General features: G+C 34.8%; 15 protein-coding genes. 9 read left to right on the forward strand and 6 right to left on the reverse strand.

What is annotated here, in order from left to right; all coding sequences use genetic code 11:
- Window positions 1-109 precede the first annotated feature (109 nt).
- Window positions 110-1,192 carry a DNA polymerase IV gene (gene dinB, locus WBY99_RS11680; protein WP_423976511.1) on the reverse strand — a complete coding sequence of 361 codons (1,083 nt, stop codon included), beginning with the start codon at window positions 1,190-1,192 and terminating at the stop codon, window positions 110-112.
- Between the two features lie 90 nt (window positions 1,193-1,282).
- On the opposite strand from dinB, the gene WBY99_RS11685 reads away from it, so the two are divergent.
- Window positions 1,283-2,014: a PmeII family type II restriction endonuclease gene (locus WBY99_RS11685; RefSeq protein ID WP_423976512.1), complete on the forward strand. Its 732-nt coding sequence runs from the start codon at window positions 1,283-1,285 to the stop codon at window positions 2,012-2,014.
- Here the strand turns inward: WBY99_RS11685 and dcm are convergent.
- On the reverse strand, window positions 1,987-3,228 hold the full coding sequence (dcm, locus tag WBY99_RS11690; protein WP_423976513.1) for a DNA (cytosine-5-)-methyltransferase: 1,242 nt from the start codon (window positions 3,226-3,228) through the stop codon (window positions 1,987-1,989). The two genes, WBY99_RS11685 and dcm, sit on opposite strands and share 28 nt — an antisense overlap.
- Before the next feature lie 233 nt (window positions 3,229-3,461).
- Here dcm and WBY99_RS11695 point away from each other — a divergent pair, with 233 nt between their 5' ends.
- Window positions 3,462-4,223: an NYN domain-containing protein gene (locus tag WBY99_RS11695; protein ID WP_423976514.1), complete on the forward strand. Its 762-nt coding sequence runs from the start codon at window positions 3,462-3,464 to the stop codon at window positions 4,221-4,223.
- A gap of 340 nt (window positions 4,224-4,563) precedes the next feature.
- Here WBY99_RS11695 and WBY99_RS11700 read toward each other — a convergent pair whose 3' ends face one another.
- Complete coding sequence (locus WBY99_RS11700; RefSeq protein WP_423976515.1) at window positions 4,564-5,382, reverse strand: purine-nucleoside phosphorylase; 819 nt, start codon at window positions 5,380-5,382, stop codon at window positions 4,564-4,566.
- Window positions 5,366-6,391: a tetraacyldisaccharide 4'-kinase gene (gene lpxK / locus WBY99_RS11705; protein ID WP_423976516.1), complete on the reverse strand. Its 1,026-nt coding sequence runs from the start codon at window positions 6,389-6,391 to the stop codon at window positions 5,366-5,368. Before lpxK ends, WBY99_RS11700 begins: the two co-directional genes overlap by 17 nt.
- 165 nt (window positions 6,392-6,556) lie before the next feature.
- On the opposite strand from lpxK, the gene WBY99_RS11710 reads away from it, so the two are divergent.
- From WBY99_RS11710 to WBY99_RS11725, 4 genes are all read left to right on the forward strand, one after another.
- Complete coding sequence (locus tag WBY99_RS11710) at window positions 6,557-7,543, forward strand: D-alanine--D-alanine ligase (protein ID WP_423976517.1); 987 nt, start codon at window positions 6,557-6,559, stop codon at window positions 7,541-7,543.
- A gap of 112 nt (window positions 7,544-7,655) precedes the next feature.
- Complete coding sequence (coaD, locus tag WBY99_RS11715) at window positions 7,656-8,123, forward strand: pantetheine-phosphate adenylyltransferase (RefSeq protein ID WP_423976518.1); 468 nt, start codon at window positions 7,656-7,658, stop codon at window positions 8,121-8,123.
- Window positions 8,124-8,378: 255 nt separating this feature from the next.
- Complete coding sequence (locus tag WBY99_RS11720) at window positions 8,379-8,537, forward strand: four helix bundle protein (protein ID WP_423976519.1); 159 nt, start codon at window positions 8,379-8,381, stop codon at window positions 8,535-8,537.
- A 45-nt stretch (window positions 8,538-8,582) separates the two neighbouring features.
- A complete protein-coding gene (locus WBY99_RS11725) occupies window positions 8,583-9,215 on the forward strand; it encodes a trimeric intracellular cation channel family protein (RefSeq protein WP_423976525.1) in 633 nt (210 codons plus the stop codon).
- Window positions 9,216-9,485: 270 nt separating this feature from the next.
- Here WBY99_RS11725 and WBY99_RS11730 read toward each other — a convergent pair whose 3' ends face one another.
- Window positions 9,486-10,052, reverse strand: a complete 567-nt coding sequence (locus WBY99_RS11730; RefSeq protein ID WP_423976520.1) for a DUF2892 domain-containing protein — start codon at window positions 10,050-10,052, stop codon at window positions 9,486-9,488.
- A gap of 71 nt (window positions 10,053-10,123) precedes the next feature.
- Window positions 10,124-10,621, reverse strand: a complete 498-nt coding sequence (locus WBY99_RS11735) for a dihydrofolate reductase (protein WP_423976521.1) — start codon at window positions 10,619-10,621, stop codon at window positions 10,124-10,126.
- 75 nt (window positions 10,622-10,696) lie between these two features.
- Here WBY99_RS11735 and WBY99_RS11740 point away from each other — a divergent pair, with 75 nt between their 5' ends.
- From WBY99_RS11740 to WBY99_RS11750, 3 genes are read left to right on the forward strand one after another with little or no spacing between them, the layout of a single operon-like run.
- Window positions 10,697-11,305 (forward strand): LemA family protein, encoded by a 609-nt coding sequence (locus WBY99_RS11740; protein ID WP_423976522.1) that lies wholly within the window; start codon window positions 10,697-10,699, stop codon window positions 11,303-11,305.
- Window positions 11,305-11,733 carry a TPM domain-containing protein gene (locus WBY99_RS11745; RefSeq protein ID WP_423976523.1) on the forward strand — a complete coding sequence of 143 codons (429 nt, stop codon included), beginning with the start codon at window positions 11,305-11,307 and terminating at the stop codon, window positions 11,731-11,733. The genes WBY99_RS11740 and WBY99_RS11745 overlap by 1 nt, the downstream gene beginning before the upstream one ends.
- On the forward strand, window positions 11,714-12,511 hold the full coding sequence (locus WBY99_RS11750; protein WP_423976524.1) for a TPM domain-containing protein: 798 nt from the start codon (window positions 11,714-11,716) through the stop codon (window positions 12,509-12,511). Before WBY99_RS11745 ends, WBY99_RS11750 begins: the two co-directional genes overlap by 20 nt.
- Window positions 12,512-12,520: the final 9 nt, after the last annotated feature.

Genomic DNA, 12,520 nt, shown 5'->3' on the forward strand with positions numbered 1-12,520 from the left:
TCAAATCAAAATAGGTAAATCTGTTTTTAATCATAAAATATTGTGAACTCTTGTACGAAAAATTCACATTAATTAAAAACGGATATCCAAAAGCAAAAAGAGAAATTGCTTATTCAAACTCTTCAAATGGAATTTTCAACTGCACCGAAATCTGTTTTTTTTCTTGTGTATTTAAATTGGAAAGTGATAATCCCAGCAATCGAACGGGTTTGTTAAAAGGTCGAAGTTCCCAAAGTTTCTGTGCGGTTTCATAAAAATCGATACTTCCGGCATAATATACTTCCTGTGTTTTGCTGCGAGTATATTGGGTGAAATCTTTGTATTTAATTTTTAGGGTTAAAGATTTTCCTTTAATTTCTTTTTTAGATAGTCGCGCTTCCAGTTCTTCACTAATGATTTGCAACTGCTTAAAAACAGAATCTTCATCCAAAAGATTTTCCCAATAGGTTTCTTCTACCGCTACACTTTTTTGGATGCGATGAGGTTTTACTTCACTGTGATGAATTCCGCGGACGACATTGTAATAATAATTTCCCGATTTCCCGAAAAACCGAATGAGTTCTTCCAAAGATTTCGCTTTCAGTTCTTTACCGGTGAAAACATGAAGTTCATGCATTTTATTGGCAGTCACTTTTCCGATTCCGTAGAATTTCTCGATGGGAAGTTTTTCCATAAACTCCAAAATTTGCGTGGGATGAATGGTTTTCTGACCGTTGGGTTTTCGATAATCAGAAGCCACTTTTGCCAAAAATTTATTCACCGAAATTCCGGCGGAAGCCGTAAGCCCAGTTTCTTCGAAAATTCTGCTTCTTATTTGTCGTGCGATTTCCTGGGCAGATTCGATGCCTTTTTTATTTTCGGTGACATCGAGATACGCTTCATCCAGAGAAAGCGGTTCTACCAAATCGGTAAATTCATAAAATATTTTTCGGATCTGTTGCGAAATTTCTTTGTACCGGTTGAATCGCGGTTTTACCACAATTAAATGTGGGCATTTTTCTAAAGCAATTTTCCCGGGCATCGCAGAACGAACACCGAATTTTCGGGCTTCATAACTTGCTGCTGCAACCACGCCATGCATCCCACCACCTACTGCCAATGGTTTTCCTTTCAGTTCAGGAAAATCATGCTGTTCCACAGAAGCGTAAAACGCATCCATGTCCACATGAATAATTTTTCGGTCGGTTTGCATTGGGCAAAATTAGGAATAAATGAGGAGGTCTAATCTCGATTTCTCATGAGAGCAATTTTTGTTCTATTTTTACTACTTAATTAGAATTGAATGAAAGCACAAACACAAGAAGAAACGATTATAGAAATTGTTGAATATTTCAAGACTTATATTTTTGAAAACCATATCAAGGCTTCAATTAATACGCATTCAAAGCTTAAAAGTTATAATATAAATCCAATCGTTGTAAAATACTTATCAAAGGTATTAGAAAATGCATATACTCCAATTGGTGTTGCAAAAGCATTATTTTATCCAAGAGTTTTGGGAACGTCAATAAATACTTCTTTTGGGACAAGAATACAAAACATGTTTGTAGATTTGAAAATAGCGGAAGGCTCTTTAATAAAAGGTATGGATATAGAATTTATTGATAAAATTGATCAACGCAGAAAATGGTGTCAATTAAAATCGGGTCCTAATACGATCAATTCTGAAGATGTGAAACCATTAATTAAAAAATTCACAGACACCATTAATTTAGCTCGAACAAATAAAGCATTTAAAAATATTAACAATACCGATTTTATTGTTGGCGTTCTTTATGGCGAAGAAAATGAGTTAAGCATGCATTATAAAATGATTGATAAAACTCATCCAGTTATAATTGGTCAGGAATTTTGGCATCGGATTACAGGTTATCCGAAATTTTATGATGGTTTGGTGGAAAATCTTCAATTGCTCATCGAGAGCTTAGATACACAAGATTTGATAAATAAAGGAGTGGAAGAATTAGCTAAAGAAATAGAAATATCTCAACTTTTTGAATTTAAGAAACTATAATATTTATTCAAAAAATTTACAATTGAATATCCAACTTCTTTTCCCAAATTGACAGGAACAGCATTTCCGATTTGTTTGTATTGTTGCGCAACAGAACCTGAAAACTCCCAATCATCAGGAAAAGTTTGTATTCTAGCATATTCCCGAACAGTAAAAGGTCTTGTTTCATCAGGATGGCATCTTTCTGTTTGTTTTTGCGCAGGACTACAAGTTAGCGTGAGACAAGGCTCGTCCCAGCCGATTCTTCTTGCAATTCCGGTTTTTCCGCCGCCCAAATGAAAACTGCCGCCCATGAATTCTTTTTGAATTTCTAAGGGTAAATCTCGCCAATAACCTTTTGGTGGAACTAAATCTAAGACATCGATTTTACTTTTAGGATATTTCGCTCCTTCAGATTTTGGAACATCAGTATTGTACAAATCTCCTTTTTTTAAGGCATCTTTCAGATTGTAAATTTTTTGATACGGTTTCGGATATTCATATTTTAAATCAATGTCTTTTCTAATTCCAACCAAAATTAATCGTTCTCTTTTTTGTGGAACGTTGTAGTTTATTGCTTTCAAAACTTCTACAGGAACAACATTATAGCCTATTTCATCTAAAATTGAAATCATTCCTTGCAATGTTTTACCATTTTCGTGACTGAGTAATCCACGAACATTTTCGCCAATACAAATCGGTGGATTTACTTCTTTTACAACTCTGGCAAACTCATAAAATAGCGTTCCTCTTGCATCTGCTAAACCTAATTTTTTTCCCGCATAACTAAATGCCTGACAAGGAAATCCGCCAGTTACAACATCAATTTTATTTTGGTATTCAGAGAAGTCAAAATCTTTAATGTCTCCTTCTAATACAGTCCAGTTTGGGCGATTTTTTCTTAAAGTTTGACATGCGAATTTATCAATTTCATTTAAGGCAGAACATTTAAGACCTGCTTGTTCCATTCCTATTGCCAAACCTCCTGCGCCGGCAAATAATTCTAAAACTTTATATTCATTATCTGGCTTTACAAAATTGGAAATGGTTTCTGTAATATCCGTTTGGAAAAACTCTGCAAATAAATTTTGAACTTGTTCTTTTTTATAAACACGATAATTGCTCATAGGTTCGCGAACAGCAGTAAGTTTACCTTCTCTGTCCCATCTTCTTAGAGTTTCTTTGTTTTTACCCAATAATTTTGCAGTTTCAGCAAGTGAAAAATATTCGCTCATAACCAAATTATAAAACCTTATACATTGGTTACAAATTTAAAATAAATTAAGGTAAACTTCCAAATGATAATTCATAAAAATAAATATTAAAAAAGATCATCATTCCAATCAAAATTATTTGCCATTATATTTCAAGGTCTTTATTTTTGAACTTTTATTTATGATGCTTTTAAATAAAAATACTGTAAATTTGGATATAGTCAGTGGCAATAATAGACTTAAAAAAAACTAATATGACAGACGATAAATTAGCAGTACTCATCGATGCAGACAATGTTCCCTATAAAAACGTGAAAGAAATGCTGGAGGAAATTTCTAAAAATGGAACACCCACCATCAAAAGAATTTATGCCGATTGGACCAAACCTACCGTTTCTGGTTGGAAAAATGTCTTACTCGAAAATGCAATTACACCAATTCAGCAATACAGTTACACGACAGGAAAAAACTCTAGTGATAGTGCGCTGATTATCGATGCGATGGATATTCTCTATTCTGAAAAAGTAACTGGTTTCTGTATTGTTTCCAGCGATAGCGATTTTACCAGATTAGCGACAAGACTTCGCGAAGCCGGAATGATGGTAATGGGTTTCGGTGAAAAGAAAACGCCAAAACCTTTTATTTCGGCATGTGATAAATTTATTTATCTGGAAATTCTAAACAGTACAGAAGAATCTGAACATACGGAAGAAACAGAAAATACAATCAAGAAAAAAACAGAAAAACCAAAACATAAAAAAGAACCACTGAGCAAAGTGGACGGAAGAACAATTAAATTAATCACAGAAAGCATCAACGATTTGGGTGACGAAGATGGCTGGACCTTCCTCGGAAATCTCGGCAGTTTTATCATTAAAAAGAAACCCGATTTTGATCCAAGGAATTTCGGATTCGCAAAACTTTTACCTTTAATTAAAAGCATCGGAAAAATCGAAATCGATGAACGCGAAACCGGCGTGAATAATATTCGGCATATTTATGTGAAAGTGAAATAGATTTAGAGTCTGTTTAAAAATTTTCTAAAAATTTCATCAAAATTATACTCCCTATAGGGTAGGGGAATTAATTTTGATGCAATTTAAACATACTCTTCGTTTTTTAACCGCAAAATGAACAAATGTATTATTTTAATAAGTCTTCCAAAAGGTTTTAAGAGTTGGCACTCAGGGTAATTTCTGAAGGGAATCTTAATGCTCTTAATTTCTTAACCTAAAACTTAATGGTTTAAAATTGCACATTATTAAATTATCTTTTTTTAAGATATTCATTAATTTTTTAAAACAGAAAAACGCATCCCGAAAAGATGCGTTTTTCTATTTCAATTCTTGATGAAAATTAAGCGTTGTAATTCTTCACCAACCCTTTTACAATTTTGATGACGTTCGGCATTGCCTTATCAGCGGCTTGTAAAACTTCTTCATGCGAAACAGTAAACGCAATATCAGGTCCGCCAACGTCGGTGATAATCGAGATTCCGAAACAATCCATTCCTTGATGTTTTGCCACGATGACTTCTGGGACGGTGCTCATTCCCACTGCGTCGCCACCGATTGCTTTGATCATTCCGTATTCTGCAGGAGTTTCAAAAGTGGGTCCCTGTAAAGCGACATAACAACCTTGGTGCGCTTTAATGTTTAGATCTTTGGCAACATTTGCTGCAATATCAATCATTTTTTTATTATAAGGTTCGCTCATGTCCACAAATCGTGGCCCGAGTTCGTCTAAGTTTTTTCCACGCAGCGGATGTTCAGGCATCATGTTAATGTGATCGTTGATAATCATCACATCAGCAATATTAAATGCAGGATTTACGCCACCAGCAGCATTCGATAAAATAAGATTTTTAATTCCCAATAGATGAAAAACTCGAAAAGGGAAAACCACGGTTTGGATGTCGTGACCTTCATAATAATGAAATCTGCCACTCATCATCAATACTTTTTTTCCTTCAAGTTTGCCGTAGATTAATTGCCCGCCATGTCCAGCAACAGTTGTTTGTGGGAAATTCGGGATTTCGGGATATTCTAAAATGTGAATGGCTTCTACTTCATCTTTTAACTTTCCTAAACCAGAGCCTAAAACAATGGCAAATTCAGGAGTGTCCTGAATAATGTTTTTAATAAAACCAGCAGTTTCTTTAATTTTTTCTAACATAATCTAAAATGGTTTGATTAAAATCTTCCTTTCTATCAATGTTCACGTTGATCGGCCAATAGTAAACAAGATCTCTAAGATAATCAAAAGTTTTCAGTCTTACATAGTCTTTTTCAGTAGTAAGAATCATTTTGTATTCGCCAAGTTTTTTATATTCTGCGATGATATTTTTAATATCTTGATCACTGAAATTATGATGATCCCGAAATTTTAAATGTTTCACCTTTTTCGAAAATCTTGATAAATGCTTAATCAAAGGTTTTGGGTTGGCAATTCCTGTAATTAATAAAATGTCGTAATAATCCAGATTGTTGTCTGGAAGCATTTTGTCTCTTGAGTAAACGTTTTCATCATAACCAATACTTGAAAAGAAAACTTTTTGGTAATGCTGAGGTTTGATTCTCGAAATATAATATTGCTTTTTCTCGTCGGTTAAATCATCGGGACATTTAGAAACCATAATGATTTGGGCACGTTTTGCACCATTTCTGCTTTCACGTAAATCACCTGCAGGCAAAAGAAAATCTTTGAAATAAGGATCATTATAATCCGTCATTAAAATATTAAATCCAGGTTTAATGGCTCGGTGCTGGTAAGCATCATCCAGTAACAAAACATTGAGATCCATATCGGAGATCATTTTTTTTGCACCAGGAACTCGCTCTTCGGAAACACCGATTACAAAACGGTTTTTGAAACGTTCAAAAAGCTGCATCGCTTCATCACCCACGGTTTTATAATTGCTGTCGTAATTGGTAATTCCGTAGCCTTTCGTTACTCTTCCATAACCGCGAGAAAGAACACCGGTTCGGTAATGCTTAGAAAGTAAATCGGCTATGTACATCACCATTGGCGATTTTCCGCTGCCGCCCACCGAAAGATTACCGACATTAATCATCGGTGTTTTGAATGTTGTTGATTTATAGATTCCCCAGTTATACATCGTATTTCTAATGGCTGTTGCCAAATGATAACCTAGGGAAAAAGGGTAGAGGTACCATCTTTTCATAGGTTCCAAAATTACGACTTTTTAATAGTACGGGAAATAGTTAAAACCTCATTTTTATCACCTCCTTATTTTTAATGAGTGATTTACGATGATGATATAAATTTTCTTATTATGACTATGGTTTTTAAACATTTTGTTTAAATTTGCTCGATTAGATAAAGACTCATGAGCAAGAAAAATGTAGCCGTAGTGATGGGCGGTTATTCCGACGAATATAAAGTGTCGCTGAAAAGTGGACAACTCATTTATGATTCCCTCAATCGCGATTTGTATAATGTGTACAAAGTAATCATTTTGAAAGATGAATGGTATTTCTTGGACAATCGAGAACAGAAAGTTCCGATTAACAAAGCCGATTTCTCGGTAAATCTCGATAGTGGTTTCGATGTGAGATTTGATGTTTGCTTTAATATCATTCACGGGAAACCTGGTGAAAATGGCGAGCTTCAAGCATATTGGGACACGATTGGGCAGAAATATACGGGTTGTGGATTTTATCAAAGTGCATTAACTTTTAATAAAAAAGATACTTTAGCGGTACTTTCAAAATACGGAATTCCTTCTGCAAAAAGTGTTTATCTAAGAAAAGGTGAAGAAATTTATGAAGAGCAAATCATCAAAGAATTAGGATTGCCACTTTTTGTAAAACCGAATCAGTCGGGTTCATCTTTGGGTATTTCTAAAGTAAAGGAACAATCAGAATTAAAGAAAGCTTTGGCTTTTGCTTTTGCCGAAGACGACGAAATTTTAATTGAAAGTTTCTTAAATGGTATGGAAGTTTCCGTTGGTGTTGTAGATTTTAACGGAGAAACCATCGTTTTGGGAATTACCGAAATTGTTCCACACAAAGAGTTTTTCGATTACGAAGCCAAATACGAAGGTGCATCCGAAGAAATTACTCCCGCAAGAATTGATGATGAAACCCGAAAAAGAGTAGAGGAAATTTCGAAACGAGCTTATGATTCTTTAGGAATGAGTGGTTTTTCCAGAAGCGAATTCATCATCATGAATGACATTCCTTATATGCTCGAAATGAATACCAATCCAGGGTTTTCGCCAGCTTCTATCTTGCCACAACAAGCAAAAATTTACGGAATTTCCATTAAAGATTTATGCGGGAATGAGGTGGAAAAAGCTTTGAAAAGTAAGTGATAAGAGCCAAGTAAAAAGTAAAAAAAACCAAGTAAAAGAAGCCGCGAAGTGGCGATATCAACAGCATAGGGTGAAGCCCTATAGAAAAATATATAAATCTAAAATTCCATTTATGAGAGTCGCAGTTTTCCCCGGATCATTTGATCCAATTACCCTTGGGCATTACGATATTGTGGAAAGAGCAGCACCGCTTTTTGATAAAATTATTATCGCTATCGGACAAAATTCACAGAAAAAATATATGTTCTCTTTGGAACAAAGAATAGAATTCATCAAGAAAACTTTTGAACATTTTCCAAATATTGAAGTGGATCATTTTGAAGGTTTAACCATTGATTATTGCCACAGCAAAAACGTGAGTTTCATCTTGCGTGGACTAAGAAATCCCGCAGATTTCGAGTTTGAAAAAGCCATTGCACAAACCAATCGGGAATTAACGAAAGACAATAAAATTGAAACCATATTCTTACTAACTTCATCAGGCAAATCATTTATCAGTAGCAGTATTGTTCGAGAAATTATCACCTTTGATGGGAATTACGAATTGTTAGTTCCAGAAGCAGTGAGAGTAAATAAATGAGTAATGGGTAATAATAAGTAATGAATAATTTTTAAAATTAAATTTTATGGAATCTAATTATAACCAAATTTTCAGAGATAGAACAAAGAAACTTTGCATTTCAATTATAAGAAGTCTTTCCGTTTTGCCTTATTCCGATGATTTGTCTGTAATTAGAAAATAGATTTATCGTTCCTCAACTTCTGTCGCTACAAATTACAGAGCCGTAGGAAGAGCACGATCTGAAAAAGAAAAATTTTCGAAACTTTGCATCGTGTGGAAGAAGCCGATGAAACACAATTTTGGTTAGAAATTATTGAAGAACTTAAATATTTGAATCACGAAAAACTTGAAGATTTAAAAATGGAATGCGACGAAATTGTAAAAGTAATGAGCAGTTACAAAAAGAAACTTTCGGATAATTTACCGAAGTAATCAAAATTTTATTGCTCATTACTCATTACTTATAAAAAAAACATGATTCACGAAAACTTTAATCTCATCATCGAAATTCTAGGAACGATTGCGTTTGCGATGTCGGGCAGTTTTGCTGCGATGCAAAAACGATTAGACCCTTTTGGAGTTTTGATTATTGCATTCGTCACTTCGGTTGGAGGTGGAACAGTGCGGGATTTATTGTTGGGTGTTCCGGTTTTTTGGATGCACGATATGGTAATCTGTTCCGTGATTTTTATTACGTGTATACTTTCGATGATTTTCAAATCAATCGAAGGGAAATTTAAAGTTACCCTGTTCTTATTTGATAGTTTTGGCTTAGGTTTATTTACGATTGTCGGAATTCAAAAAGGATTAAATGCCGATCTTCATCCTTTAATTTGTCTTACTTTAGGAACCATCACTGGTTGTTTTGGCGGTATTATTCGCGATATTTTGTTGAATAGAATTCCATTAATTTTCCGAAAAGAAATTTATGCAACGGCATGTATTTTGGGAGGAAGTGTGTTTTTAATTTTAGCAAAATTCACGAATCTTTCTTATACTTTTGTGCAAATCTCTACGATACTTTTGATTGTGGTCATTCGAACTTTGGCAGTAAAATACCAATGGCAAATACCGAAGTTTTACGGTGCCGATCAGAATTCGGAAATGTGATTTTAGAACAAAGAATAAAGATAAAATGTAATTATTCAGATCAATGTAAATAATGTTCTTTATTTTTAATATTTCCAGCTACGAAGTAGCAAATCATCAGCATTGGACAAAGCCCTATGAATATTATGAAAACGATGATAATTGCGAAGCCCTGAAAGTGTGAAATCTTTTTCTCAATAAAAGTAATATTCTGGCAAATTCCCACAAAAAAAAATCCCGAAAAATTAATTTCAGGATTCTGTTTTTTCACTTGATTTTTTTCTTTGTATTTTAAGAAAATTTCCCTCTATTTCTCATATTTGGGTTGTGCATGTGTTTCTGCATTGATGGCATTTTCAACTGATCTTTCATCATTTTTATTTGATCGGTCATCATTCCTGCCGTGTCAAGTTTTTTGGCTTCTTCCAGGAGGTTTTTGGCTTCTTGGCGTCTGCCTTTTTGCATTGCTCCAGCAGCGATATTTAAAGTCGCCATGGCGCGGTCATGTTTCATATTCAAACCATATTCCAAAGCTTTTTTCATAAATGGTTCTACTTTCGCTGGATTATCCTGTGCTAAAGTAAGTCCTTGTAAATAATGAAAGTAGCCATATTGAGTCTTATGTAATTGAGATTGGTAATTGGTGATTTTAGTCAACCAACTTGCCGCTTTCACCATATTTTGTTTTCTTAAAAACCAAAACGCCAATAAGATATATTCATTTTTGAAAAAAAGTAAGATAGGAATAGCAGATAAAATAACCACCACGATTCCCCAACCGATATTTCTGTTCATCATCAGGTAAACTCCTGCAGCAATTATAAGCGCGGCGATCACGAATTTTATATATTTATTCATTGTTAAATTTTTGTGGTGCAAAGGTAATGATTTGTGTCGAAAATAGAAACCAAGTGTAGCATTCTTAAATCCTAGGTTAATTTCACTTTTCGCTCATAGGTTTGGAAACAGAAATCAAACTCATTTTTTTCGTCTTTTTCGTGACAAATTTCGTTGGTTTTGGTCCAGATTTTAGGACTTATTTTAGGAAAGAAAGTATCCGCCTTGATATTGGTTTTCACGAAAGTTACCTCAAGTTGATCTGTTAATTCTAAAGTCTGTTCGTAGATGTTGCCACCACCAATAATGAAAACCTGCTCATCAATCTTCTTTGCAAACTTCACGGCTTCTTTGATGCTTCCAACAATTAAAATCCCTTCTTCGAACCAGTCTTTTTTTCTGCTGACTACAATGTTTGTTCTATTAGGTAGTGGCTTTCCAATGCTTTCATAGGTTTTGCGACCCATGATGATGGGATGTTCAGAAGTGAGTTCTTTAAAATGTTTTAAATCTTTTGGTAAATGCCAAAGTAATTGATTGTCTGCACCAATTTCATTGTCTAGCCCCATTGCCACAACAATTGTAATCATTCTTTATAAATTTTCACAAATTTAGCACATAATTTGTATATTTGGGTATCACTTTAAATTTTAAAAAAATAAACTATGAGAAATAAAGGATGTATGAGTTCTGGAACGATCGGTATAGCTCTACTTGTAATTGCTGCAATATTGTTTTTTTGGGGCAAAAGTGGCTACAATAATTTTGTTAACAAAGAACAAACTGTAAATGCAAAATGGTCGAATGTAGAAACCGTTTACCAAAAACGAGCAAACCTAATTCCGAACTTAGAAAGAACCGTGAAATCTTATTCGCAATTCGAACAGACGACTTTAACTAAAGTAGTTGAGGCTCGTTCAAAAGCGACATCTATTACGATAGATCCCACGAAAATGACCGAAGCGGATATGGCGAAATTCCAGGCTGCTCAGGGAGAGTTGAGTGGTTCTTTGAGCAGATTGATGGCAGTGGTAGAAAGCTATCCGAATTTAAAAGCAGATCAGCAATACATTAATTTCCAAAGAGAATATACCGCAATTGAAAACAGCATCAGAACCGAAACTGTTTATTATAACGAAGCAGCGCAAGATTATAATACTTCAATAAAAACATTCCCCAATAATATTTTGGCCAACTTTACGAACTTTAAAGAAAAACCATATTTCAAAGCTGTAGCAGGTGCTGAAAATGCGCCAGAAGTATTTACCAACTAATGAACGATTTTTTAACAGATCAACAAATGGCTTCTCTCGTAGAAGCCATTAAAACGGCGGAAGATTTTTCTACGGGTGAAATTCGTATTCATATCGATTCAAACACCGAGGGAAATAATGCGGAAATTGCTTTTGAAGTTTTTAAAAGACTTTGCAAAGACAAAACCGCTGCAAAAAATGCCGTGCTTTTTCATGTCAATTTCGAGCAAAAATATCTTACAATTATTGGCGATGAAGGCATTCATGAAAAAGTAAATCAAAATTTCTGGAATAAAATGCACGATGATATTACAACAGAATTTTCCAAAGGCAAATATTTTGATGGTTTGAAAAAAGCCATTTTAGAAACCGGTATTGAATTGAAAAAATATTTCCCGATTGTGGGAGAAAATCCAAATGAACTTCCCAATGAGATTACATTCTCGTAACTATTTTTTAGCTTTTCTTTTATTAGGTTTAAACATTTTTGTTTTTGCCCAGAAAGTTCCAGAGAAACCAGCAATTCTTTATCCGGTTTACGATCAGGTCGGACTTTTAACTCCATCTCAAAAAGATGAACTGAATCAAAAGTTGATAAAATTTTCAGATTCTACTTCTACTGAAATTGAAGTCATTATTCTTCCCACAACTGGTGGTGAAGATGTTAATTATTTGGCAACAATGTACGGCGAGAAATGGGGGATTGGTCAAAAAGGAATTGACAACGGAATAGTTTTCCTCATTGCGACAGAAGATCATACGATGGCAATTCAACAGGGAAGAGCTGTGGAGCAATATCTCACCGCTTCGGTTGCCGGACAAATCATGGATTATATTGTCACGCCAAAATTCAAACAAGGATTGTGGTACGACGGAATTAACAATGGTACAAACGCTTTGATGGAAGCGGTTCAAGGAAAATTCAAACCGATTGCTAAAAACGCTCAGGAAAAAGGTCTTACTCCGATACAAATGGTGATAATCGCTTTTTTTGTTTTAATGATATTAAGCTTTTTATTTAAAAATGGCGGCGGTGGCGGAAATAACAATGATGATGACGATGTGATTCTCTCTCGACGTGGTAGGAATATTTATCCCGGCGGATTTTTCCCTTTTCCAGGCAGTTTCGGCGGCGGTGGTTTTGGTGGTGGAAGTTCAGGTGGCGGATTTGGCGGTTTCGGCGGCGGCGGAAGTTTCGGCGGTGGCGGTGCTTCTGGTGGTTGGTAAATTTTCTAT

Origin of the sequence: Kaistella sp. (assembly GCF_049588135.1) — a bacterium.
Taxonomy (GTDB): domain Bacteria; phylum Bacteroidota; class Bacteroidia; order Flavobacteriales; family Weeksellaceae; genus Kaistella.